The sequence below is a fragment of the Kitasatospora griseola genome (assembly GCF_014648555.1).
Taxonomy (GTDB): domain Bacteria; phylum Actinomycetota; class Actinomycetes; order Streptomycetales; family Streptomycetaceae; genus Kitasatospora; species Kitasatospora griseola.
The window spans coordinates 37588-60265 of sequence record NZ_BMRI01000019.1 but is presented as its reverse complement, the minus strand read 5'-3'; the positions used below and the strand labels follow the sequence as shown (position 1 = coordinate 60265).

Genomic DNA, 22678 nt, shown 5'->3' with positions numbered 1-22678 from the left:
CCTCCTGCTCGGTGAGGTGGGCAACAGGTCCGATTCCGGCTGCTCAATGTGTACAAGGTGAGCAGCTCGGGGCAGGTCCGACTGGGCGGATTGCTCAACGACCCGCCCGATCGTCGCCGGGTCGGCGCACCGCGAGGTGCCCGGCGAACCACTGCGCGGCCAGGTCGGCGACCGTCTCCAGCGCCCCCGGCTCCTCGAACAGGTGGCCCGCACCGGGGACGATCTGCAGGGCGCTCTCGCAGCGCAGCTCGGAGCGGGCCTGCCGGTTCAACTCCACCACCTCGTCGTCCGCGCCGCCCACGATCAGCAGCGTCGGGGAGGTCACCAGCGGCAGCCGGGCCTGCGCCAGGTCCGGGCGGCCGCCCCGGGAGACGATCGCGCCCGGCGCGGTGTCCGGTTCGGCGGCCGCCCACAGCGCTGCGGCCGCGCCGGTGCTGGCCCCGAAGTAGCCGAACGGCAGGCCCGTCAGCGGCGGGTGGTGGCGCACGGTGCGGGTCGCCTCGGCGAGCCGGCCGCCCAGCAGGCCCGGGTCGAACACCTTCCAGCGGTCCTCGGCCTCGTGCGGCGTCAGCAGGTCGAACAGCACGGTGGCCAGGCCCTCCCGGTGCAGCCGCTCGGCGACCCGCAGGTTGCGCGGGCTGTCCCGGCCGGAGCCGCTGCCGTGCGCGAACAGCACGACGCCGACGGCGTGTTCGGGCACCGCGATGGCGGCCGGGCCGGTCGGGAAGGCCAGCTCGTGGGTGTCCACCTCCGGGTGCCGCGGCCGGCCCGCCCGCGCCAGCGCGGCCAGCACCTCGCCGTCCTCGACCTGCCGGAAGTCCCGGTAGAACTCGCCGACGGCCATGAACCGGGACGGGGTGTGCACCGCGACGAACGCGTCCGCCGCGCCGGACAGTCGGGACGTCCAGTCGTGCGGGGCGACCGGCACCGCCAGCACCACCCGGGACGCGCCGCGGGCCCGCACCAGCCGGCAGGCCGCCAGCGCCGTCGAACCCGTCGCCACCCCGTCGTCCACCACCAGCACGGTGCGCCCGGTGAGCGGCACCGGCGGCCGGCCCTCCCGGTACGCGGCCGCCCGGCGGGCCAGCTCCGCCCGCTCCCGGGCCTCCACCGCCGCGAACTCCTCGGGCGTGACGCCCGCCGCGTCCACCACCGTCTGGTTCACCACCCGGGCGCCGTCCTCGCCGACCGCGCCCATCGCCAGCTCGGACTGCCCCGGGGTGCCGACCTTGCGGATCACGCACACGTCCAGCGGCGCCCCCAGGGCCGCCGCCACCTCAACCGCCACCGGCACGCCGCCCCGCGGCAGCGCCACCACGACGGGGCCCCGCGGGTCGGCGCCCAGCGCGGGGGTGTCGGTCAGCGCGGCGGCGAGTGCGCGGCCCGCTTCGGTCCGGTCGGTGAAGTACATGGGGAACCTCTCCGTTCTCCACCGTACGCGCGCCCGGAGGCGGTGGAGAGGCGGGCAGAAGTACCGCAAATCGGGTGATAAGTAAAAAATAAGGATTAACCGGCGGATAGCGTTAGTTTCATCGCAGACCGGGTAGCGACCAAGTGGTTTCGCATTGGCCTGACAACGAGGAGGTGATCCAGGTGTCTACCCAGCTGCCGTCGGGCATGGAGCATCACCCGGACATCCTGGAGATGCGTGAACACGCCGAACGGGCGACATCCACGACCGCAGGGCAGGGGACGGAAGCGCTGGCGATCTGCGCCGGCCTGTTCCTCGCCATCTCGCCGTGGGTGGTCGGCTTCAGCGGCTTCACAGGCCTGGCCATCAGCAACCTGGTGCTCGGTATCGCCTACACCGTCCTGATGGCGGGCTACGGCCCGGCATGGGGCCGCACGCACGCACGCGCCTGGGCCTGCGCGGCCATCGGCGTGTGGACGATCATCGCGCCCTGGGCCGTCAACGGCGGAGCGCACATCCGTCGGACCATCCTGACCAACGCGATCACCGGCGGCGTCATGACGCTGCTGGCGCTGGCCGCGGTCGGCATGGTGTTCGCCGGAGCCTCCGGCGCGGCGCGACGACGCCACTGATCGTCGCGCGACCTCCCCGTCCGCCCCGGCCCGACCGCCGGGGCGGACCCGTGTCCGGCGCAGTGGACGGAAAGTGAACGGCGAGTAGGGGAACGGTCACAGCCCGGGGCAGGGTGGCATGGCGCGGGCGCCGGGCGGGCAGCCACGCTGTGGAGCCACGGGGGAGGACCGGATGACCGAACGGGAACAGCGGCTGCGGGCGGCCGTCGAGACGGCCCGGCACCAGGTCCGGCGGGACGGGGACGCGGCGCTGCCCGCCCTGGTGGAGGCGCTGCACCGGTGGTGCGCCCCGCTGCTCGGCGACCCGGCACGGGCCGCCGAACTGGACGCCGCACTGGCCGAATGCGTGTCCGCCGCACGGCAGTTGGTGCGCGACCGCCCGGAGTACCTGCCCGCGCTGGCCGCCGCGCTGTACCGGCAGTCACTGACCCTCGGCCACCGCGGCGAACGCGCCCGCGCCCTGCCCCCCGCCCGCGAAGCACTCGTCCACTACCGCGAGTTGGCCGACGACGACCTCCGGACGTTCGGGCCGCCGACGGCCGCCGCACTGGAGAACCTGGCCAACCAGCTGGCCGGGACCGGCGCCCGCACCGAGGCCGTCGAGGTCGCCCGCGAGGCCGTCGCGCTGCGCCGCCGGCTCGCCGCCCGCCACCCCGGCCCGGAGCGGGACCTCGAACTCGCCTCCGCCCTCGCCGACCTGGGCATCGCCCTCGGCGAGGCCGGCCGCCACCGGGAAGCCGTGGACGTCGCCCACGAGGCCGTCGCGGGATACCGGGCAGCGGGCGGCGGACGCGGCCCCGACCGGGTCGCGTACTGGGCGGCGCTGCTCAGCCTGGTCGAGGAACTGGAGCACACCGGCCGCCACCACGAACAGGACCGGATCCTGGCGGAACTCGCCGACACCCGCCGCCAGGCCGCCCGACAGACCCCCGAACTGATCGCCCACCTGGACGCCGCCCTGCGCGCCCGGGGCTACCGCATCGGCCCCGACGGACGACCGCGACGGGAGGCGCGCGACGGGTCGGACCGGTCGCAACCCGGAGCAGCGCACGGCGGGTCGGACGTGCCGCAACCCGGAGCGGCCCAGGAGCAGCAGCACCGGGCAGCGCCCGACGCCGCACGCGAAAAGCCGCTGAGAATCGCCGAGTTGGCCCGGCACGGGCACGCCCGGGCGGAGCACGGCGACCCGGCGGGCGCGGTGACGGCATTCCGGCAGGCGCTGGCGCTCGCCCGGCAGCTGCCGGCCGCCGACGCCCGGACGCGGCCGACGCTGGCCGCCGTCCTGCACGACCTCGGCCTGGCGCTCGGCCAGGACGGCCGCCCGGCGGAGGCGATCGGCGTCCTGGAGGAGTCCGTCCGGCTGCACCGGGCCGAACTCGCCGAGCGCGGCGCGCCGGTGGCGCCGCTGCTCGCCGAGAGCCTCGACACGCTCGGGAGCAGGCTCGCCGCGCTCGGCCGCCACCGGGCGGCGCTGGCCGCCACCCGGGAGGCGGTGCAGCTCCAGGAACCGGTCGCGGACCGGACCGGCGGGGAGCGCGAGAACCGCGAACTCGCCCGGATGCTCAACAACTTGAGCATCCGGTACGCGGACCGCAGGCGGCACCGCGCGGCCCGGGACGCCTCCCGCCGCTCCGTCGCCCGCTACCGCTCGCTGCCCTTCGCCGGCCCCGAGCACCTGACCGGCCTGGTGCACGCGCTCACCAACCTCGCCCTCCGCGAGGCCCGGCTGCGCAACACCGAGCCCGTCGCACCCCTGATCCGCGAAGCGGTCAAGCTGAGCCACCTGCCCCGGGGCCACCAACGCGCCCAACTCGCCGACTCCCTGCACTGGTTGGCCTGGTACCTGCGCCGCCACGGCGACCCGGCGACGGCCGACGTCGCGGCCGCCGCGGAGGCCGGGCTGCGGCGCTGAGGTCAGCCCTGCCCGGCCGGGCGGGTCATCCGCAGGACGTCGAGGGCCTCGTCGAGCTGGGCCTCGGTGAGCAGTCCGCGATCCAGGTAGCCGCGTTCGACGACGACCTGGCGGATGGTCTTGCGCTCGGCCAGGGACTGCTTGGCGACCTTCGCGGCCTCCTCGTAGCCGATGTACCGGTTGAGCGGCGTCACCACGGACGGCGAGGACTCGGCGTACTCGCGGGTGCGCTCGGTGTTCGCGGTGATGCCGGTGACGGTGCGGTCGGCCAGCAGGCGGGCCGCGTTGGCCAGCAGGCGGACCGACTCCAGCACGTTGCGGGCGATCACCGGGAGCATCACGTTCAGCTCGAAGTTGCCGCTCGCGCCGGCCACCGTGACGGTGGTGTCGTTGCCGATCACCTGCGCGGCGACCATCAGGACCACCTCCGGCAGCACCGGGTTGACCTTGCCCGGCATGATCGAGGAACCCGGCTGTAGGTCCGGCAGGTTGATCTCGGCCAGGCCGGTGCGCGGGCCGGAGCCCATCCAGCGCAGATCGTTGGCGATCTTGGTGAAGCCGGTGGCGATCGTCCGCAGCTGGCCGCTCAGCTCGACCAGGCCGTCGCGCGCGCCTTGCGCCTCGAAGTGGTTGCGGGCCTCGGTCAGCGGCAGCCCGGTGGCCCGGGCGACCTCGGCGATCACCGCGGCGGAGAACCCGGCCGGGGTGTTGATGCCGGTGCCCACCGCCGTTCCGCCGAGCGGCAGTTCGGCGACCCGGGGCAGCGCGGCCGTCAGCCGCTCCACGCCGTAGCGGACCTGTGCCGCGTAGCCGCCGAACTCCTGGCCGAGCGTGACGGGCGTGGCGTCCATCAGGTGGGTGCGGCCGGACTTCACCACCTCGGCGAACTCCCCGGCCTTCGCCTCCAGCGCCCCCGCCAGGTGCTCCAGCGCCGGGATCAGCTCGTGCACCACGGCGCCGGTGGCCGCGATGTGGATCGAGGACGGGAACACGTCGTTCGACGACTGCGAGGCGTTGACCTGGTCGTTCGGGTGCACGGGGCGGCCCAGGCGCTCGCCCGCCAGGGTGGCGATCACCTCGTTGGCGTTCATGTTCGACGAGGTGCCGGAGCCGGTCTGGAACACGTCCACCGGGAACTCGGCGTCCCAGCCGCCCGCCGCGACCTCCTCGGCCGCGGACCGGATCGCCTCCGCGACCGGCTCCTCCAGCACCCCGAGGCGCGCGTTCACGACGGCCGCCGCTGCCTTGATCCGGGCCAGCGCCGCGATGTGGGCGCGCTCCAGGCGCTGACCCGACACCGGGAAGTTCTCGACGGCACGCTGCGTCTGCGCCTGCCACTTGGCGGCCGCCGGCACCCGTACCTCGCCCATCGAGTCGTGCTCGATCCGCCAGCCCTGCTCGTTCCTGCTGTCCATGGTGGGACACCTCCTGGTCCCGTCAGCCTTCCACGGCCGCCGGGCATTCCCGCCGCGCCGCACCAGCGTGTCGGCCTGTGCCACCCCCCACGGCGGCACGGGCCGACACGGGCTCAGCCGTGGTACGAGGCGACGACATTGGTGAAGGCGTACGCGGACTGGCTGATGCCGCTGCAGGTGTCGCCCGCGGAGGTGCCGGACGGGCACGGGCGGTCGCGGTTGACCGCCCAGAAGGTGAAGCGGGCCAGGTGGTGGCTCTTGGCGTAGTTCAGGATGGTGGTGAAGTCGGCGGTGGAGACCGTCTCGTCGGACTCGTCGGTCCTCCCGTTCATCGAGGAGATCCCGATGTGCCGGTACGCCGTTGCCGAGTCGTAGCCGTAGGCGCTCACCACCGCGTTCTTCAGGCCGTCGGCGGCCTTGGTGGAGACGCTGCCCATGGTGCCGCTGTGGCTGCCGAAGTCGAACGGCATGATCGTCCAGCCGTCCACCGCGAGGCCGGCAGCCGCGCCCTTCCTGATCAGGTCGGTGCCGGTGGAGTCCGGGCCGGTGGGCGTGGTGCCGAACGTGACGTACACCTTCAGGCCCGGGTTGTTGGCCTTGACCGTCTTCAGCGCGCCGATCACCCGCTGGCGGACCGTCGCGTCGGAGACCTCGGTGTTCTCGATGTCGATGTCGATCGCTTTCAACCGGTAGGCGTCGATCACCTTCTGATAGGCGCCGGCCAGCGCGGAGGCCGAACTGCACTTCTCGCCCAGCTTGTTGCCGCTCCAGCCGCCGAAGGACACCAGCACGTCGCCGCCGGCGCCGCGGATCGCGTCGATGGTGCGCTGGTCGCTGCCGCCGGTGAGCGCGCGGGAGCCGTCCCACTTCGGGTTGCAGCCGCCGTCGGAGAGCATGAAGGCCAGCGTGAACTGGGTGGCGCCGGTGGCCTGCATCACCTGCACGGGGTTCTGCGGGCTGCCCCAACCCAGGTACTCGTACGGGGCGTTCAGGCCGACCGGGTCGGGTGAGGCGGCCTGGCCGGAGGGGGCCAGGGCGAGGGCGCCGGCCGCCAGGGCGGCAGTGGTGGCGAGGGCGAGGAGCGGGCGGGCGAGGGCGGGCTTGGCCATGGGTCACCGTTCCGGGAGTCGCGGACGCGGCCGGGCGAGGGGCCGCCCGGCCGCTCAACTGTTAGGAAAGTTTCCTGATTTGACAGGGAATCAGTTCGCTCTGTCCGCGTCAAGACTCCGGGCCGGGCGGGCGGCATACTCCTCGGTAGCCCTGTTCCCCGCAACCCTCCGAGGAGCCCGCCCGATGGCCAGCACGCCCGAATCCGCCTCCCGTCGCCCCGACCCGCTCGACCTGCTCGGCGTCGACGAACTGCTCACCGACGACGAGCGGCTGATCCGCGACACGGTGTGCGCCTTCACCGACCGGCAGATCCGGCCGCACCTCGCCGACTGGTTCGAGCACGGCACCTTCCCGGTCCGGGAGATCGCCCCCGAACTCGGCAAGCTCGGCGTCCTCGGCATGCACCTGGACGGCTACGGCTGCACCGGCTCCACCGCCACCGAGTACGGCGTGGCCTGCATGGAACTGGAAGCCGCCGACTCCGGGCTGCGCAGCTTCGTCTCGGTGCAGGGCTCGCTCGCCATGCGCTCCATCCACGCCTTCGGCTCCGAGGAGCAGAAGCTGCGCTGGCTGCCCGAGCTGGCCGCCGGACGGGCCGTCGGCTGCTTCGCCCTGACCGAGCCCGAGGTCGGCTCCGACCCGGCCGCGATGCGCACCCGGGCCCGGCGCGACGGCGCCGACTGGATCCTCGACGGCGCCAAGATGTGGATCACCAACGGCTCGGTCTCCGACGTCGCCGTGGTCTGGGCCGCCACCGAGGACGGCGTGCGCGGCTTCCTCGTCCCGCAGGGCGCCCCCGGGTTCACCGCCCGCGACATCCCCGGCAAGCTCTCCCTGCGCGCCTCCGTCACCAGCGAACTCGCCTTCGACGGCGTCCGGCTGCCCGCCGACGCGATGCTGCCCGGCGCCCGCGGCCTGCGCGCCCCGCTGTCCTCGCTCGGCGAGGCCCGCTACGGCATCCTGTGGGGCACCGTCGGCGCCGCCCGCGACTGCTACCGGGCCGCCGTCGACTACGCCCGCGACCGCGAACAGTTCGGCCGGCCCCTCGGCGGCTTCCAGCTCACCCAGCAGAAGCTCGTCGACATGGCCCTGGAACTGGAGAAGGCCTACCTGGTCGCCGTCCGGATCGGCCGCCTCAAGGACGAGGGCCGGGCCCAGCCCGCGCACATCTCCTTCGGCAAGCTCAACAACGTCCGCACCGCGCTGGAGATCGCCCGCACCGCCCGCACCATCCTCGGCGCCAACGGCATCACCACCGCCTACCCCGTCCTGCGGCACGCCAACAACCTCGAGTCCGTCCTCACCTACGAGGGCACCTCCGAGATCCACACCCTGGTCCTCGGCGAGGCCATCACCGGCGAGTCCGCCTACCGCTGATATTCGCTGGTCACGGCCGCTGCGCCGCCCCTACGGTGGCGCCATGACGACGCAACAGCAGCCGACCACCACCCTCTGGCGCCCCACCGGCCCCGAGGAGCTTGCCCTGGTCGCCGCGTCCGGCTGGCGCGCCTGGCCGCCGCGGCTGCCCGAGCAGCCGATCTTCTACCCCGTCATGAACGAGGACTACGCGATCCGGATCGCCCGGGACTGGAACGTCCCGGCGTCCGGCGTCGGCTACGTCACCCGCTTCGAGGTCGAGACCGAGTTCCTGCAGCGCTACCCCGTCCAGCAGGCCGGCGGCCGGACCATCCTCGAACTGTGGGTCCCCGCCGAGGAGTTGGACGAGTTCAACCAGCACCTGGTGGGCAGGATCCAGGTGGTCCACGAGTTCCGCTGAGCCCCCTCCGCACGGGGCGGATCCCGCCGCGCCGAACGCCCACGGCCCGGTGGTCCTCGGTCGGCGGGCGCCGCTGCGGCGGGGAGCGGGGTCCCCCTTGTGGGTGGGCCGGGGTCCGTCGGAAGTCGGGGGCCGGAGGCGGGGGGTCAGCCTCGGGGACGAGGAGGGTCGGTACCTGGTGCGCATGGTCGGTGGGGAGCGGCCCGGAGAGGATGGAAGGGACGGGACACGGGCGGGAGGGCAGGCGGAGATGGGCGGCGCGCGGCAGGCGACGGCGGTGGTGGTGGGGGGAGCGGCTGTTGCGGCGCTGATGGTGATGCTCGCGCCGGCCGCGATCCAGCAGGCCCAGGACCGGATGGACCAGACGCTGCGGTACCCGACGGGCGCCGCGGCCAAGGCGGAGGACAGCGGGGTGCCGAGCTGGCTGCCGGACACGGCGCTGCGGATCGCGTTCCTGACGGACAGCCACGACGGCGACCGGCTGATCCGGGCCACGCTGCCGGACCGGGCGCTGCCGGCCGAGTGCACGGAGGGCCGGCCGGTCGGGGCGGTCCACCTGCGGGCGCACTGGTTCCCCACCGACACCCCGCAGCGCGCCACCGCGCACTGCGGCCTGTACGACGTCGCGCTGGTCGGCGACCAGCTGTACGGCTGGCAGGACGCGGCTGTGGTGGCCAGCGCCCGGCCCGGCGGCGTGCCGGTCCGCTGAACGACGGGACCCGCCCTACCGGGCGGCCGGGCCGATGCGATAGGACGGTGCGCATACCCGCCACCCCTAGGAGCACCATGCCAGGCCCGACCGTCGACGCCGACGGCGACCAGACCGTCCCCGCAGCCCCCGGCCGATCCGACACCGCGAACGGCAAGGCCCCGTTCGCGGCGGCCACCGTGGGCGTCCTGGGCAGCCTCGCCGCGCTCGGGCCGCTCACCACCGACCTCTACCTGCCGGCCCTGCCCGAGCTCACCGCGGACCTGCACTCCACCGCGCCCGCCGCCCAGTTGACCCTGACCGGCTCGCTGCTCGGCATGGCCCTCGGCCAGCTGCTGTTCGGCCCGCTCAGCGACCGGATCGGCCGGCGCCGCCCGCTGCTGGCGGGTCTCGCCGTCTACACCGCGGCCAGCCTGATGTGCGCCCTCGCCGGCTCGATGCCGATGCTGATCGCCGGCCGGGCTCTGCAGGGCGTGGCGGGCTCCGCGGGGCTGGTGATCGCCCGGGCGATCGTCCGCGACCGGCTCGAAGGCGTCCCGATGATACGTTTCCTCGCCACCATGGGCCTGATATCCGGCCTCGCGCCGATCCTGGCCCCCGTCGCCGGCGCCCAGCTGCTGCATGTCACCGACTGGCGCGGCACGTTCCTCGTCCTGACCGTGCTCGGCGCGCTGCTCACCGTCGGCTCCGCGCTCGGCATCCGCGAGACCCTGCCGGCCGAGCTCCGCCACGGCGACGGCCTCGGCACCACCGTCCGCGCCATCGGCGGACTGCTGCGCGACCGCCCGTTCCTCGGCTACCTGCTCACCAGCACCTTCGCGTTCGGCGCGCTGTTCGCGTACGTCGGCGGCTCGTCGGTGGTGCTGCAGGACGTGTACCGGATCTCCCCGCAGACCTACAGCCTGGTGTTCGCCGTCAACTCGATCGTGCTGCTGGCCGTCACCCAGCTGAACGGCCGGGTGCTGGTGCAGCGCTTCCCCGGCCCGGTGCTGCTGGTCTCCGCGCTCTCCGTGGCGGTGGCGGCCGCGGTGGCCGTGGTGCTGTGCACCACGGTGTGGGACACCGGCCTGGCCGGGGTGTGGCCCGCGTTCGCGGTGCTGATGGGCTCGATGGGCGTGATCATGCCGAACGCCAACGGACAGGCCCTCACCATGGCCCCGCACGCCGCCGGTTCGGCGTCCGCGCTGCTCGGCACCGGCAGTTTCCTGTGCGGCTCGCTGGTCGCCCCGCTCAGCAGCGCCGGCGGCCACCCGTCCGCGGCCGCCCTGGGCGTGATCGTGCTGGGCTGCTCGCTGCTGGCGCTGGTGTCCTTCCTGCCGCTGTACCGGACCAGGACCTGACCGCAGACGCGGCCGCGCCCGGCCGGTGGCGAGGAGGAGCCACCGGCCGGGCGCGGGCGTTTCACCGAGAAGGCGTCAAGTGAGCCGCCGGGCGAAGTGTCAGGCGATGGAGAAGTCGTCGCCGTAGACCGCGCCCTGGCCGTACCAGCCGTGCAGGTAGACCGTGACGGTGCCGGAGGCGCCGGTGGTGAACGGGACGCTCACCTTGGTCCAGCCGGTGCCGTTGGCCCAGGTGGAGGCGGTGGCGCCGCCGCTGACGCCGACGTAGGAGTACGGGCCCTGGACCCAGGCGGTCAGGGTGTACGCGTGGTTCGGGGCGAGGGTGACGGTCTGGTCGCACTCGCCGGTGGCGCCGGCGGTCGGGGTGACCTGGAGCGCCTTGGAGCCGCCGTGGACGGGGCTGCCGACGACGGCCGCACCGCCCTGGCAGGTCCACGGGGCGAGGTTGCCGGTCTCGAAGTCACCGTTGACCAGGCCGGTGGGCGGGGTGACGCCGGTGACGGTCAGCGCGTAGGTCGCGGTGTGGGTCCGGCCCGCGCCGGTGCCGGTGACGGTCAGGGTGTAGGTGCCCGGGGCGGCGGAGGCGGTGGTGGCGATGTTCAGCGTGGCGGAGCCGCCGGCGGTGACGCTCGCCGGGCTGACGGTGGCGGTGACGCCGGCCGGAGCGCCGGAGACCGTCAGGCCCACGGTCTGGGCGGTGCCGGCGGTGACGGCCGTGTTGACGGTGCTGGTGGCGGAGGCGCCGGCCTGCACGCTGCCCGCGGCGGGGGAGAGCGCCAGGGAGAAGTCGGAGGCGGTGGTGCCGCCGGTGACGGTCAGGGTGTACGTCGCCGAGTGGGTGCCGCCGGCCCCGGTGCCGGTCACGGTCAGCGGGTAGCTGCCGTTCGGGACGGCCGCGGTGGTGGAGACGTTCAGCGTCGCGGAGTTGCCGGCGGTGACGGTGGAGGCGCTCAGCGAGGCGCTGATGCCGGCCACCGGGACGGTGGACACCGACAGGTTGACGGCCTGCGCGGAGCCGGAGGTGACGGCCGTGTTGACGGTCGCCGAGGTGGACGCGCCCGCCGTGACCGAGCCGGTGGCCGGGCTCAGCGCGACCGAGAAGTCGTTCGCCGGGGTGGTCGAGCTGGTGAACTGCGAGAAGATGTGGCTGAAGTCCCACTTGTTCTGCGCGATGCCCGAGCAGTCGTCACGGCCGCCGGTGCCGGCGCAGCCGCCGTTGTCGCGCTGCAGCGCCCAGAAGGACAGCGTGTTGATGCCCTTGGAGACGGCCCAGTTGTAGACCGTGGTGGCGTTGGCGACGGTGAAGGTCTCGGCGGCGCCGAAGTCGTCGATGCCGGGCATCTCGGTGATGCCGATCATGCCCCAGAGCTGGGCGGAGGTCTTGCTCGGGTAGAGCTTCGCCAGCTGGTTGTACAGGCCCTGCGCGGAGGTCTGGGTGTCCGCGGCCATGTCGTGCGGCTGGTTGTCGTAGTAGTCGAACGTCATCATGTTGACGACGTCGATGCGCGCGTTGTTGGTGACCGCGTTCTTCAGCACCGCGAGGCCGCTGGAGGCCAGGCCGCTGGTGGTGGTCGGCAGGGTGTAACTGAACTGGATGGAGCGGCCGTTGGCGGCTGCCCAGTCCTCGACGATCTTGATCGCCTTGTTGCGGCGGTCGATGCCCGCGGTGTTGGTCAGCGAGTTGTCCTCGATGTCCAGGTCGATCCGGGAGACGTCGTAGGTGGTGATGACGTTCTGGAACTGGGCGGCGATCTGGTTGACGTCGGTGCACGAGTCGGCGATCTCGGTGCCCGTGTTGTCGGCGGTGTAGCCGCCGAAGGACGGGATCACGTCGCCGCCGCCCGCGCGGATGGTGGCGATGTCGGCGCCGAAGGTCGAGTTGGACACCGGCATCGAGGTGTCGCCGTTCCACAGCGCGGTGCAGCTGCCCTTGGCGGCGGTCTGCAGGAAGGCCATGGTGAGGTGCTTGACACCGGACTGGGAGGCCAGCGCGGCCGGGCTCTCGCCCGTCCAGGACTCGAAGTACGGGGCGAAGACCCGCTGCGGCAGCGGGGTGGCGGCCTGCGCGGGGGCGGAGATCAGCCCCAGCGAGGCGGCCGCCATCGCGCCCGTCGCGAGCAGCGCTTGGAGTGGTCGGTGAAGGCGCATCGAGGCTCCATCAGGCATGGGAGGACGGCCTCGTGCCGCAGTTCGGGCACGGGGCAAGGGTGTTCGGCCTGGTACAGGGAGTGCCGGGGTGGTGCGGGGCGTACGAAGCCCCGGCCGGTGGTCACACCCCCACGATGCGTTCCGGTCGGGAAAAACAACGCTCCCATGGTTGGTCTGGACCACTCATCTGTCAAGACTCCTAACTGTCCGTCCCACCAGGTGTCCTGACACACCGTCGGCCCCGCACCCGGGACAGCGGGGTGCGGGGCCGACGGGCGGTGCGGGGTCAGTTCAGGCCGTTGGTCTTCAGCCAGTCCTTGGCGACCGCCGACGGGTCCTCCTTGTCCACCGCGACCCGCTTCATCAGCGCCGTCAGCCCGGCGGTGTCGAGCTTCGCCGAGACCGCGTTCAGCGCGGCCGTCCCGGTGGCGTCCAGGCCCGCCTTGTTCACCAGCGGGGTGACGTTCTGCGAGCTGAACAGGTTCTTCGGGTCGTTCAGCGACACCAGCTTCAGCTGGACGATCTTCGGGTCGGTGGTGAACACGTTGCCGACCTGGACGGTGCCGTCCTTGAGCGCGTTCGCGGTGGTGTCGGCGGTGGGCTTCCACTCCTTGAAGGTGAGCCCGTACGCGTCCTTGAACTGCTGCTCGCGGCGCGACTTGAACTCCGGAGGGCCGCCGATCACCAGGTCCTGCGCCTTGCCCACGAGGTCGGCGATCGACTTCACGCCCAGCCGGTCGGCGGTCTCCTGGGTGACCGTCAGCGAGTCCTTGTCCTCGGCCGCCGCCGAGTTCAGTATCCCCAGCCCGGCCGGCAGCGTCGCCGCCAGCTCGGTGTTCACGGCGTCCTTGCCGGTCGCCGTCGACTTGGCGTCCAGGTAGCCCAGCAGGGCTCCGTTGTACTCCGGCAGCACCGTCAGCGCGCCGGACTGCAGCTGCCCGTACAGCACCTCGCGGCTGCCGATGTTGAACTTCTCCTCGACCTTCACGCCCTTGGCCTGCAGCGCCTGCGAGTAGATCGACGCCAGCAGCACGTTCTCCGGGAAGTTCGCCGAGCCGACCACCACGGTCTTCCCAGAACCCCCCTGCGCGGCGGGGGACTTCGCGGCCAGTGGGTCGCCCCCGCCGGAGGAGGAGCAGGCCGCCGCGCCGAGCATCAGCACGGCGACGGCGACGGCGGTTCGGACCGGACGGGTCGTCATATGGATTCCTTCGAAAGTGCGGGGGAGCCCGCGGGTTCGTCAACATGGGCGGTGCGCGCGCCGCGTGGCGTCGCGTACCGGATGAGCAGGGCGAACAGCAGTTGGACGGCGACGGCCAGCAGCACCACCAGCAGGGCGCCGCCGACGGTGGTGGGGAAGTCGCGGGTGGCGAGGCCGTCGATGACGTAGCGGCCCAGGCCGCCGAGGCCGACGTAGGCGGCGACGGTGGCGGTGGCGATCACCTGGACGGCCGCGGTGCGGGCGCCGGCCAGCAGGGTGGGCAGCGCGGCGGGCAGGCACACCTGGAAGAGCGTCTGCGGGTGCGTCAGGCCGATGCCGCGGGCCGCGTCGCGGACGTCGGGATCGGTGCCGCGGATGCCCTCGGCGGTGGCCACCAGCAGCGGCGGCGCGGCCAGCGCCGTCAGCGGGAGCAGCACCGCGGTGTCGCCGACGCCCGCGAGCAGCACCGCCAGCGTGACCAGGCCCAGGGTGGGCAGCGCGCGGGCGATGCCGGTCAGCGCCGTGACCAGGAACAGGCCGCGCCCGGTGTAGCCGATCAGCAGGCCCAGCGGCACCGCGAGCAGGGCGGCCAGGACGAGCGCCTCGGCGGAGAACGCCAGGTGCTCCAGGACGCGGTCGAGGATCGAGTCCGGCCCGGACCGGTGCGCGGGGTCGGCGAAGAAGTCGTGCAGCCAGCCGAACCAGTTCACCGCGCCACCCCCGTCGCCCACGGCGCGAGCAGGCGGCGGGCCGCGACCAGCAGCAGGTCGCAGACCAGCGCCAGCAGCGCCACCAGCACGATCCCGGCCAGGATCGGGGTCGGGAAGGTCCGCTGGAAGCCGTCCACGAACAGGTAGCCGAGGCCGCCCCGGCCGATCAGCGCGCCGACCGCCGCCAGCGAGATCGAGGAGACCGCCGCGACCCGCAGACCCGCTATCAAGTACGGTACGGCGGCCGGGAGTTCGACGGCGGCCAGCCGGTGCCACGGCCCGTAGCCCATCGCCGTGGCGGCCTGCCGCACCGGCTCCGGCACCGCGCGCAGCCCGTCCACCGTGGTCGGCAGCAGCACCGCCAGCGCGTAGAACGTCAGCGGCACCATCACCGTCTCCCGGGTGGCCAGCCCGGTGTACGGGATCAGCACCACGAACACCGCCAGCGAGGGCAGCGCGTACACCACGTTGAACACCGCCGCGAGCGGCTGGTACAGCCGCGGCCAGCGGGTGCAGGCCAGGCCCAGCGGCACCGCCAGCAGCAGGCCGATCAGCACCGGGACGAGCGCGATCACCGCGTGGTCGCCCGTCAGGCCGGCCAGGTAGCCCAGGTGGTCGCCGAGCCAGTGCCAGCGGACCAGCGGCTCACCGTCCAGCATGGTTCACCTGCGCCCCCGAGCCGTGCGCCCCGGATTCGTGGGCCCCGGATTCGTGCGCGTCGGACTCGGGCGGTCCCGAATCGTGCGCGTCGGGCTCCGGCGTCCCCGGCGCGGCGAGTGCGGCCACCACGGCGGCCCGGCTCGCGGTGCCGATCGCCCGGCCGTCGGCGTCCACCGCCACGGCGTGGCCGGACGGGGACAGCACCGCCGCGTCCAGCGCCGAGCGCAGGGTGTCCCGTGCCGGGGCGAACACCGGCACCGGGTGGCGCTGCCCGTCGTGCAGCCAGTGCTCCGGGCGGCCGTCCTGATCGAGCGTCAACTGCCAGCCGTCGTGGACCGGTTCGAGCTTCGCGAGCGGGACGTCGGCGGCTGGGCGCAGGCCCAGGCCGCGCAGGCCCCGGTCGCGGCCCAGGAAGGCGGCCACCCCGGCGTCCGCCGGAGCGGTCAACAGGGTGTGCGGATCCGCGAGTTGGGCGATCTCGCCGTGCTCGCGAAGCACCACCACCCGGTCGCCGAGCCGGACCGCCTCCTCGATGTCGTGCGTCACGAACAGCACCGTCTTGCCCAACTCGGCCTGAAGCCGCAGCAGTTCCTCCTGCAGTCCGGCGCGCACCAGCGGATCGACCGCGCTGAACGGCTCGTCCATCAGCAGCACCGGCGGATCCGCCGCCAACGCCCGTGCCACGCCCACCCGTTGCTGCTGGCCGCCGGAGAGCTGCGCCGGGTAGCGGCGGGCGGTCTCCGGCGGCAGGCCGACCAGCTCCAGCAGTTCGGCGGCCCGGGCCCGGGCCCGCTTGCGGTCCCAGCCGAGCAGCCGGGGCACCGTCGCCACGTTGTCGATCACCCGGCGGTGCGGGAACAGCCCGGCCTGCTGGATGACGTATCCGATGCCGCGCCGCAGCTGCGCCGCCGGCAGGGTGGCGACGTCGGCGCCGTCCAGCAGGACCCGGCCGCCGGTCGGCACCACCATCCGGTTGACCATCCGCAGGATGGTGGTCTTGCCGCAGCCGGACGGGCCGACCAGGACCGTGGTGCGGCCCGCCGGTACGTCGAGGTCCAGGCCTCGGACGGCAACCGTGCCGTCGGGGTGGCGCTTGGCGGCGCCCTCGAATCTGATCACGGAAGGGTCCTAGCGATGGCCGAGCGGATTATCGAACACTGATCTGAATACGTCTGTCCGGCTTCCCGGGTCGCGATCACCGCAAACCTTGATCCACCGAACGGGTGGGCAGGCCGGCCGCGGCCCAGGCCACGAACCCGCCGGCCAGGTCCGTCGCCCGGAACAGCCCCAACTCCCTTAGTGAGGCGGCCGCGAGAGAGGAGGCGTAGCCCTCCGAGCAGACTACAATCCACGGCACGTCGTGTCCGGTCGCCTCGGGAATTCGGTGACTGCCCGTAGGGTCGAGCCGCCACTCCAGCACGTTGCGCTCGATGATCAGCGCCCCCGGAATCTCACCCTCCCGGGCGCGCTGTGCCGCCGGACGGATGTCCACCAGCCGGGCCCCGGCCGTCACCGCCGCCCACGCCTGCTCCGGCCCGGGCCGCTCCATCCCCTCGCGGGCCCGCGCCACCAACTGGTCCACCGTCGTCACCACTGCTCCGGTCCTTCCGTCGCCATGCGCACCAGGCCGCCGGCCCGCAGCTCGTACCGGGACATCCGCGCCAGCGGCGGCGAGTACGCGTGCAGCGTCACGGCGGGCCCCGGCGAGGTGTTGCGCACATCGTGCAGGTACTGCGGCCCGAACGCCCGCTCGGCGCCCGCGGTCAGTCGGCGCACCGTCAGGCCGTGCTCCGGGCCCGCCAGCGCCAGCTCCTCCAGCTCGCCCAGCGCGACCGTGAACGCCCCGCGCGAGCCGCCGTGGTCGTGGAACCCCGTCGACTGCCCCGGCAGCCAGCTGATCAGCCACACCTCGTAGTCCTGGGCCAGCTCCAGCCGCTCGTACCAGCGGTCCTCGCCGGACAGCCGCACCCGGTGCAGCCAGCGTTCCGGGCGTTCGGCCAGGTCGCGGACGAGGCGGCGCAGCGCGTTCGGCGACAGCGGTGGGCGGGCGGATCCGGCCTCCGGGGGTGCGGGGGCGGCGAGATCGGCGGGCATGGCTCTCCTCCGGATGTGCCGCGACGGCCGGCGCCGGGGAACGGCGGACGGCGGGCGGCGGGAACGGGACGGCAAGGCGCACCGCCGAACGGGCGGATGCGGGTGCTGCGGGGGGTCGCGGCAGGGCCCGGTTCAACTCACGGGGATGCGCGCGGAGGTCAGGCGGGGAAGGTCAACAGGCACACATGTCGCTCGCCTGGCGTCGCAGATCGACGTGCAGGCGGCAGACCAGGAAGGTGCCGGAGTTCATGCCGCCGATGCTTCACGACCCGGTGGCGGCGCGTCAAGTTCCGCCACGCAGGTGGTCGAACAGTGGACGATCCCGTCTCGCCATCCGGGCATTCGAGCGTCCGGGCATGCGGGCGTCCGGGCGGACGGGCATGCGGGCGTCCGGGCGGACGGGCCGACGGCCCGCACTCCGGGGAGAGTGCGGGCCGTCGGGGTTTTCGACGTGGCTCAGTTGTCCTGACCGGCGTTGTCGTCGGCCTGGGCGGCGGCGCTGTCCGCCGCGTCCACCTTCTGCTGCATCTGCTGGACCTGCGCGCTGTCCGGGCCGTCGGCGGGTGCGGCGGTCGGGCCGCAGGCCGTCAGCAGGGCCGCCGCGGCCAGCGTGAGCGCCGCCAGGGCGGCCGTGGCGGCGGGGCGGCGGGTCACTTGGCCGCCGCCGGGGCGTTCTTCGCGCACCAGTCCGCGACCGACTTCAGGTCCGCCTTGCGGGTGTCCAGGGTCGACACCAGGCTGCGGCGGACCGTCAGGCGGTCGTTCAGGTACTTCTCGATCTCGGGGTGGCCGGCCTTCTTGGCGTTGTCGACCCGCTGCTCCAGTCGGGCGACCGACCCGTTCACGGTCGCGTCCCCGTGCAGGCGGGTGAGCGCCTTGTCGATCCGCTCCCCGGTCTTCGGCAGCCGCTTGCAGATCGCCTTCGCCCCGTCGCCCTTCGGCGCCGTCCCGCTCGCCGCCTGCGCGGGCCCCGCTGCCAGCAGTGCGCCCGCCAGCGCGAGCACCCCGGCCGCCGCGACCGTCCGGTTGATCCGCATGGCACTCCCCTTCCCACTACCTCACGGCCGGACCGCCCGGCCGTGCAGGCGACCGTACGGGCGCTTCTTGTGGAAACCCTGTGGATCCTCGGCCGGACTACCCGGCCGGTTGTTCCGGCGCGCCCAACCAGGCGCGCGGAGCCGGGAGTTCCGGGGTCGGAGCGTGGTCGCGGAGCAGCGGGAGGCGGACGTCGAAGCGGCAGCCGGGGGAGTCGGGGGAGTCGGGGCGGGTGGTGGCGGTGGCGGAGCCGCGGTGCAGGGCGGCCTGCTGGGCGACCAGGGTCAGGCCGAGGCCGGAGCCCGGGCTGTCCGGGCGGCGGTGGAAGCGCCGGAAGACGGCGGCGCGGTCGGCGGGCGGGATGCCCGGGCCCCGGTCGTCGACGGTGAGCCGCGCGGCGGCGCCCTCGATCCGCAGCCGGACGTCCACCTCGGCGGGAGCGTCGCCGCTGCGCCCGTGCACGGCGGCGTTGCCCAGCAGGTTGTCGAGCAGGATGCGCAGGCCCGCGTCCCATCCGAACACCCGCGCCTCCGGCGGGAGTTCGGTGCGGAAGACGGTCTGCGGGTGACGGCGTCCGGCCTCCGCGACGGCGGCGTCCACCAGCTCGGCGAGATCCACCGGGCCGAACGCCGACACCTCCACCAGATCGCCCCGGGCCAGCGTCGACAGGGCGCTCAGCAGGTCCACGGTGCGCACGTGGTCCTGCTGCAACTCGGCCAGGATCTCGGCGCGTTCGGCCTCCGGCAGGTCCGGGTGCGCGGACAGCACGTCCAGGTTGGTGCGAAGGCTCATCAACGGGGTGCGCAGCTCGTGCGAGGCGGCGGAGGAGAATGACCGCGCGGTGTCCAGGGCGTGCGCGGTGCGGGCCGCCTGCTCGTCGTAGCGGGACAGCAACAGGGCGATCGCGCCCGAGAGTTCGTCCACCTCGGCGGTGCCCGTGCGGGTGTGCGCGAACACCGCGTGGCCGGTCCGCGGGTCCAGCACGGCCGCCCGGCGGCCCAGGCGGCGCAGCGGCAGCGTCGCCCGCTCGGCCAGCACGAAGGCGATCAGCCCCGAGAGCGGCGCGGCCAGCAGCGCCACCAGCAGCACCCGCCGCCGTACCGCCCGCAGCTCCTCTGCCGGCGCACCGGCCGGGGCGAGCACCCAGAGCGTGCCGGCGGTGGCTCCGCTGTTCACCTTCACCGTCAGGACGCGCCAGGACGCGCCGCCCTGGCGGACCGTCACGGTACCCTCTACGGGCAGGAGCTGCGGGTCGGCGGGCTGCGATCCGGCCGAGAGCAGGACGGTTCCGTCGGCGGCGGCGACGCGGACGCCCGCGTCCAGGGCGGCGTCCAGGACCTTGCGCTGCTGGTTCTGCTCGGCCTTCGGGCGGCCCTTGGTGTCGGCGGTCAGCAGGGCGCGGGCGCTCGGCAGCAACGCGGCCGCCCGGTCGTTCAGTTGGGCGTCCTGACGGCGGTGCAGATCCGCGTTGACCAGCGGCAGCAGCAGGGCCGCGGCGGCCGCCACCAGCAGCGGCACCAGCAGGGCGGCGCCCAGGGCGATCCGGGTGGAGAGCTTCACCGGTCGCCGCCCTCGGCGGGGTCGGGGGCGCGCAGGACGAAGCCCACCCCGCGCACGGTGTGGATCAGCCGGGGCCGGCGGCCGGACGCCTCCAGCTTGCGGCGCAGGTAGGAGACGAAGGTGTCCACGGCGTCGCTGCGCACCTCGAAGTCGTAGCCCCAGACCCGGTCCAGCAGCAGTTCGCGGGAGAGCACGATGCCCGGGTTGCGGGCGAACTGGGTGAGCAGCTCGAACTCGCGCCGGGTGAGCCGGAGTTCCTCGTCCTCCCAGAACGCCTCGCGGGTCCCGGGGTCGATCCGCAGCGGGCCCGCCCGGAGCAGGTCGGACGGCTGGGGCGGGCGGCGGCGCAGCAGCGCGTGCAGGCGGAGCACCAGCTCCTCCAACGCGAACGGCTTGACCAGGTAGTCGTCCGCGCCGGCCTGCAACCCGGCGACCCGGTCGGCGAGTTCGTCCAGTGCGGACAGCATCAGCACCGGGGTGTCGTCGCCCCGGGCCCGCAGCGTCCGGCACACCTCCGTGCCGGACAGCCCGGGCAGCCCGACATCGAGGACCACGACGTCCGGCGGCCGCTCCGCGAGCCGGGCGAGCGCGGCGGTCCCGTCCTCGGCGAGGGACACGGCGAACCCGCTCAGCCGTAGCCCCCGCTCCAGACTCCGCCGGATCGCCGCATCGTCGTCGACCACCAAGACCCGCCCGCCCACCCGGCCACCTCCGGTCCAGCCGCACCCTGCAAGGGCACCGACTTTCGCACAGCCGGACGAGGAGCCGGCGTCGGGGGTTACGACTCGTCGTGCCAGGAGAACGCGGATATCCGCCAGCCGTCGGGGGTGCGGACGAACTGGAAGGTCTTGGTGCCGCCGCCTTCGTAGGGCTCGCCGTTCAGCAGGCCGGACTTGCGGTACCCGCCGATGCGGCAGGCGACGCTGCCGGCGATGTCGGTGTGCTCGCTGGTCTCCCACTCGTGGAACTCGGTCAACCGGCCGTCGGAGAGCAGCAGTTCGCGCGGGCCGATGAACTCTTCGAGGGTGTAGGTGAGGTACTTCGGCTCGGCGACCGTGATGACGGAGCCGGGGAGCATCAGGCGGCGCAGGCGGGCGACGTCGGCGGGGCGGCCGTCGCGGTTGTCGAAGGCGTCGAAGAACTCGGCGGTCAGGCGGTCGAGTTCGGCCTTGACCTCGGGAAGCGGGAGCGGAAGCGACATGACCGGAACAGTAACATTTTACTGATTGCCTGTGGGGTGGAGAACGGCGGACGGGCCCGTCGAAGTGACGGGCCCGTCCGGACGGTCGGTCAGCGGTCGGGGTCAGTGGCGCTGCCCCTTCCGGCGCCACCGGATCAGGCCGCCGCCGAGGAGCAGCAGCACGCCCGCGCCGGCCGCGGCCGGGACGGTGAGGCCCGAGCCGGTCTCGGGCAGGCGCTCGTGCTCGTGGCCGGGCTTGGTGGGCTCGGGCTTCGGGCTTCGGGCTCGGCGGGACGTTACTGATCGTCGTCTCGGTGGCGCAGCTGCCCGCGCAGGTGCCGGGCTCGCCCGGGGTGGCGAGGTTCTGCAGCCTGGCGCCGTCGCGGCGTCCTCCTTCACGGTGACGCTGTAGGTGACGGTGACGGTGACGGTGGCGGTGGCGGTGACGGTGACGGAGGCGCCGGCGGCCAGCGGGCCGGACCAGGTCAGGGTGGCATGTCAGTGAAAGGTAAATACGATTGCAGGGCCGTCGGGGTGGGGCGAGAATCCGCTGCATGAGCTCTGTGATTCGCCACGTGACCATTGACTGCCTCGACGCCTACACCCTCGGGTCCTTCTGGGCGGAGGTGCTCGGCCAGCCGCTGCACGCCGAGGACTTCCCCGGTGACCCGCAGGCCCTGATCGAGGGCGCGGGCCTGCTGTTCGTGGCCGTCCCGGAGCCGAAGGCCGGCAAGAACCGGCTGCACTTCGACCTCCAGCCGCAGGACCGCACCCGGGACGAGGAGGTCGCCCGGCTGCTCGGCCTGGGCGCGAAGCTGGTCGACGACCGGCGCAACGCCGACGGCACCGGCTGGGCCGTGCTGGCCGACATCGAGGGCAACGAGTTCTGCGTGGAGCGCAGCAAGGCGGAGCGCGAGGTCTGACGCGACGGCGGCGGCCGGGGCGCCCCGCCGATCCGGGCCGAATCCTTTTCGGCGGTCGCCCCCTCTTACGGGCACACCCACCGGCGGACGGCCGCCGGCGGCGACAGCTCGGAGGAATCCCATGATGGTGGCCCTGGTCATCGGCGTCGGCGCAGTGCTGATCTGCACCTGCGCGTTCGTGCTCAAGTCGAAGCGGGGCAAGCGTGGTTGAGACGGCCTGGCCCGCCGAGGAGGTGATCGCCGCGGCCCGCTGCGGCGACCCGGCCTCGATCGACGCGCTGGTGACGGGCGCCCACCCGAAGGTGCGGCGGTTCGCCCACTCGCTGTGCGCCAGCCCCGAGGACGCGGAGGACGCCGCACAGGAGGCGCTGATCATCCTGTACCGGCGGATCGGCATGCTGCGGGCCACCGGCGCCCTCGCCTCCTGGCTGTTCCGGATCGTCCGCAACGAGTGCCTGCGGCGGATCCGCGTGCTGCCCGCCGCACCCGGGGCGCCGGCCGAACCGGCGGACTCCGCCGAGCAGGAGGCGCTGCGGCGGCTGGACACCGAACGGGTCGCCGCGGCGATCGCCGCGCTGCCCGACGACCAGCGGCGGGTGCTGATCATGCGCGACCTGCAGGGCCACGGCGGCCGGGCGGTCGCGGAGGCGCTCGGACTGAGCACCGCCGCGATGAAGTCCCGGCTGCACCGGGCCCGAGCGGCCGTCCGGGCCGAACTCGGGGGCCCGAGATGAGCGGACGACCCGGACAACCCGACTTCGCCGCCCCGACCCTGACACGTCATCTGCTGCGCGGCGGACTCGGCTTCGGCGCGATCGCCGCCGCGTTCGCCCTGCTGCCCCTGGCCGGACCCGCCGCCCT

At 73.8% G+C, this 22678-nt stretch carries 24 protein-coding genes; 8 read left to right on the top strand and 16 right to left on the bottom strand.

Going from position 1 to position 22678, the window contains the following annotated elements:
• Positions 1-94: 94 nt before the first annotated feature.
• Complete coding sequence (locus IEZ12_RS23135) at positions 95-1411, bottom strand: phosphoribosyltransferase family protein (RefSeq protein WP_189274256.1); 1317 nt, start codon at positions 1409-1411, stop codon at positions 95-97.
• Between the two features lie 182 nt (positions 1412-1593).
• On the opposite strand from IEZ12_RS23135, the gene IEZ12_RS23130 reads away from it, so the two are divergent.
• Together IEZ12_RS23130 and IEZ12_RS23125 are read left to right on the top strand one after the other, a co-directional pair.
• Positions 1594-2043, top strand: a complete 450-nt coding sequence (locus tag IEZ12_RS23130) for an SPW repeat protein (protein ID WP_189274254.1) — start codon at positions 1594-1596, stop codon at positions 2041-2043.
• A gap of 172 nt (positions 2044-2215) precedes the next feature.
• Positions 2216-3955 carry a tetratricopeptide repeat protein gene (locus IEZ12_RS23125; RefSeq protein WP_189274252.1) on the top strand — a complete coding sequence of 580 codons (1740 nt, stop codon included), beginning with the start codon at positions 2216-2218 and terminating at the stop codon, positions 3953-3955.
• 2 nt (positions 3956-3957) lie between these two features.
• Here the strand turns inward: IEZ12_RS23125 and IEZ12_RS23120 are convergent, their stop codons facing one another.
• Together IEZ12_RS23120 and IEZ12_RS23115 are read right to left on the bottom strand one after the other, a co-directional pair.
• Positions 3958-5370, bottom strand: a complete 1413-nt coding sequence (locus tag IEZ12_RS23120) for a class II fumarate hydratase (protein WP_189274250.1) — start codon at positions 5368-5370, stop codon at positions 3958-3960.
• 113 nt (positions 5371-5483) lie between these two features.
• Positions 5484-6479 carry a chitinase gene (locus IEZ12_RS23115; protein ID WP_189274249.1) on the bottom strand — a complete coding sequence of 332 codons (996 nt, stop codon included), beginning with the start codon at positions 6477-6479 and terminating at the stop codon, positions 5484-5486.
• 184 nt (positions 6480-6663) lie between these two features.
• Here IEZ12_RS23115 and IEZ12_RS23110 point away from each other — a divergent pair, with 184 nt between their 5' ends.
• From IEZ12_RS23110 to IEZ12_RS23095, 4 genes are all read left to right on the top strand, one after another.
• Positions 6664-7857, top strand: coding sequence for an acyl-CoA dehydrogenase family protein (locus IEZ12_RS23110; RefSeq protein ID WP_189274247.1), 1194 nt, complete (start codon positions 6664-6666; stop codon positions 7855-7857).
• Positions 7858-7900: 43 nt separating this feature from the next.
• A complete protein-coding gene (locus IEZ12_RS23105; RefSeq protein ID WP_189274245.1) occupies positions 7901-8257 on the top strand; it encodes a hypothetical protein in 357 nt (118 codons plus the stop codon).
• 250 nt (positions 8258-8507) lie between these two features.
• Complete coding sequence (locus IEZ12_RS23100; protein WP_189274243.1) at positions 8508-8966, top strand: hypothetical protein; 459 nt, start codon at positions 8508-8510, stop codon at positions 8964-8966.
• A 77-nt stretch (positions 8967-9043) separates the two neighbouring features.
• Entirely contained in the window at positions 9044-10306 is a 1263-nt protein-coding gene (locus tag IEZ12_RS23095) for a multidrug effflux MFS transporter (protein ID WP_189274241.1), read from the top strand.
• A gap of 99 nt (positions 10307-10405) precedes the next feature.
• Here the strand turns inward: IEZ12_RS23095 and IEZ12_RS23090 are convergent, their stop codons facing one another.
• The 13 genes from IEZ12_RS23090 to IEZ12_RS40640 all read right to left on the bottom strand — a co-directional run bounded on the left by IEZ12_RS23090 (position 10406) and on the right by IEZ12_RS40640 (position 21293).
• Complete coding sequence (locus tag IEZ12_RS23090; protein WP_189274239.1) at positions 10406-12454, bottom strand: carbohydrate binding domain-containing protein; 2049 nt, start codon at positions 12452-12454, stop codon at positions 10406-10408.
• 286 nt (positions 12455-12740) lie between these two features.
• Positions 12741-13655 (bottom strand): ABC transporter substrate-binding protein, encoded by a 915-nt coding sequence (locus IEZ12_RS23085; RefSeq protein WP_189274237.1) that lies wholly within the window; start codon positions 13653-13655, stop codon positions 12741-12743.
• Positions 13652-14386 carry an ABC transporter permease gene (locus IEZ12_RS23080; RefSeq protein ID WP_229847836.1) on the bottom strand — a complete coding sequence of 245 codons (735 nt, stop codon included), beginning with the start codon at positions 14384-14386 and terminating at the stop codon, positions 13652-13654. Before IEZ12_RS23080 ends, IEZ12_RS23085 begins: the two co-directional genes overlap by 4 nt.
• Entirely contained in the window at positions 14362-15024 is a 663-nt protein-coding gene (locus IEZ12_RS23075; protein ID WP_100587791.1) for an ABC transporter permease, read from the bottom strand. Before IEZ12_RS23075 ends, IEZ12_RS23080 begins: the two co-directional genes overlap by 25 nt.
• Positions 15011-16144 (bottom strand): ABC transporter ATP-binding protein, encoded by a 1134-nt coding sequence (locus tag IEZ12_RS23070; RefSeq protein ID WP_229847834.1) that lies wholly within the window; start codon positions 16142-16144, stop codon positions 15011-15013. Before IEZ12_RS23070 ends, IEZ12_RS23075 begins: the two co-directional genes overlap by 14 nt.
• 76 nt (positions 16145-16220) lie before the next feature.
• Entirely contained in the window at positions 16221-16619 is a 399-nt protein-coding gene (locus IEZ12_RS23065) for a rhodanese-like domain-containing protein (RefSeq protein WP_369880233.1), read from the bottom strand.
• Entirely contained in the window at positions 16613-17119 is a 507-nt protein-coding gene (locus tag IEZ12_RS23060) for a cysteine dioxygenase (RefSeq protein ID WP_189274235.1), read from the bottom strand. Before IEZ12_RS23060 ends, IEZ12_RS23065 begins: the two co-directional genes overlap by 7 nt.
• Positions 17120-17575: 456 nt before the next feature.
• The gene (locus tag IEZ12_RS23055) at positions 17576-17773 is read right to left on the bottom strand and encodes a hypothetical protein (protein ID WP_100587794.1); all 198 of its coding nucleotides are present in this window, start codon (positions 17771-17773) and stop codon (positions 17576-17578) included.
• Positions 17770-18156 carry a hypothetical protein gene (locus IEZ12_RS23050; RefSeq protein WP_189274233.1) on the bottom strand — a complete coding sequence of 129 codons (387 nt, stop codon included), beginning with the start codon at positions 18154-18156 and terminating at the stop codon, positions 17770-17772. Before IEZ12_RS23050 ends, IEZ12_RS23055 begins: the two co-directional genes overlap by 4 nt.
• A 97-nt stretch (positions 18157-18253) precedes the next feature.
• A complete protein-coding gene (locus IEZ12_RS23045; RefSeq protein ID WP_189274231.1) occupies positions 18254-19714 on the bottom strand; it encodes a sensor histidine kinase in 1461 nt (486 codons plus the stop codon).
• The gene (locus IEZ12_RS23040) at positions 19711-20415 is read right to left on the bottom strand and encodes a response regulator transcription factor (protein ID WP_189274229.1); all 705 of its coding nucleotides are present in this window, start codon (positions 20413-20415) and stop codon (positions 19711-19713) included. Before IEZ12_RS23040 ends, IEZ12_RS23045 begins: the two co-directional genes overlap by 4 nt.
• 77 nt (positions 20416-20492) lie before the next feature.
• Complete coding sequence (locus tag IEZ12_RS23035) at positions 20493-20915, bottom strand: Cif family virulence factor (RefSeq protein ID WP_189274227.1); 423 nt, start codon at positions 20913-20915, stop codon at positions 20493-20495.
• A 102-nt stretch (positions 20916-21017) separates the two neighbouring features.
• Positions 21018-21293 carry an LPXTG cell wall anchor domain-containing protein gene (locus IEZ12_RS40640; RefSeq protein WP_189274224.1) on the bottom strand — a complete coding sequence of 92 codons (276 nt, stop codon included), beginning with the start codon at positions 21291-21293 and terminating at the stop codon, positions 21018-21020.
• Positions 21294-21448: 155 nt separating this feature from the next.
• Here IEZ12_RS40640 and IEZ12_RS23025 point away from each other — a divergent pair, with 155 nt between their 5' ends.
• Both IEZ12_RS23025 and IEZ12_RS23020 read left to right on the top strand, forming a co-directional pair.
• On the top strand, positions 21449-21817 hold the full coding sequence (locus tag IEZ12_RS23025; protein ID WP_043911031.1) for a VOC family protein: 369 nt from the start codon (positions 21449-21451) through the stop codon (positions 21815-21817).
• A 203-nt stretch (positions 21818-22020) separates the two neighbouring features.
• Positions 22021-22551 (top strand): RNA polymerase sigma factor, encoded by a 531-nt coding sequence (locus tag IEZ12_RS23020; RefSeq protein WP_189274222.1) that lies wholly within the window; start codon positions 22021-22023, stop codon positions 22549-22551.
• Positions 22552-22678: the final 127 nt, after the last annotated feature.

Excerpts from the sequence above, each read along its gene's own strand:
- IEZ12_RS23135 (WP_189274256.1), bottom strand. The coding sequence starts at position 1,411 with ATGTACTTCACCGACCGGACCGAAGCGGGCCGCGCACTCGCCGCCGCG.
- IEZ12_RS23125 (WP_189274252.1), top strand. The coding sequence starts at position 2,216 with ATGACCGAACGGGAACAGCGGCTGCGGGCGGCCGTCGAGACGGCCCGG.
- IEZ12_RS23120 (WP_189274250.1), bottom strand. The coding sequence starts at position 5,370 with ATGGACAGCAGGAACGAGCAGGGCTGGCGGATCGAGCACGACTCGATG.
- IEZ12_RS23115 (WP_189274249.1), bottom strand. The coding sequence starts at position 6,479 with ATGGCCAAGCCCGCCCTCGCCCGCCCGCTCCTCGCCCTCGCCACCACT.
- IEZ12_RS23110 (WP_189274247.1), top strand. The coding sequence starts at position 6,664 with ATGGCCAGCACGCCCGAATCCGCCTCCCGTCGCCCCGACCCGCTCGAC.
- IEZ12_RS23105 (WP_189274245.1), top strand. The coding sequence starts at position 7,901 with ATGACGACGCAACAGCAGCCGACCACCACCCTCTGGCGCCCCACCGGC.
- IEZ12_RS23100 (WP_189274243.1), top strand. The coding sequence starts at position 8,508 with ATGGGCGGCGCGCGGCAGGCGACGGCGGTGGTGGTGGGGGGAGCGGCT.
- IEZ12_RS23095 (WP_189274241.1), top strand. The coding sequence starts at position 9,044 with ATGCCAGGCCCGACCGTCGACGCCGACGGCGACCAGACCGTCCCCGCA.
- IEZ12_RS23090 (WP_189274239.1), bottom strand. The coding sequence starts at position 12,454 with ATGCGCCTTCACCGACCACTCCAAGCGCTGCTCGCGACGGGCGCGATG.
- IEZ12_RS23085 (WP_189274237.1), bottom strand. The coding sequence starts at position 13,655 with ATGACGACCCGTCCGGTCCGAACCGCCGTCGCCGTCGCCGTGCTGATG.
- IEZ12_RS23075 (WP_100587791.1), bottom strand. The coding sequence starts at position 15,024 with ATGCTGGACGGTGAGCCGCTGGTCCGCTGGCACTGGCTCGGCGACCAC.
- IEZ12_RS23060 (WP_189274235.1), bottom strand. The coding sequence starts at position 17,119 with ATGCCCGCCGATCTCGCCGCCCCCGCACCCCCGGAGGCCGGATCCGCC.
- IEZ12_RS23050 (WP_189274233.1), bottom strand. The coding sequence starts at position 18,156 with ATGCGGATCAACCGGACGGTCGCGGCGGCCGGGGTGCTCGCGCTGGCG.
- IEZ12_RS23035 (WP_189274227.1), bottom strand. The coding sequence starts at position 20,915 with ATGTCGCTTCCGCTCCCGCTTCCCGAGGTCAAGGCCGAACTCGACCGC.
- IEZ12_RS23025 (WP_043911031.1), top strand. The coding sequence starts at position 21,449 with ATGAGCTCTGTGATTCGCCACGTGACCATTGACTGCCTCGACGCCTAC.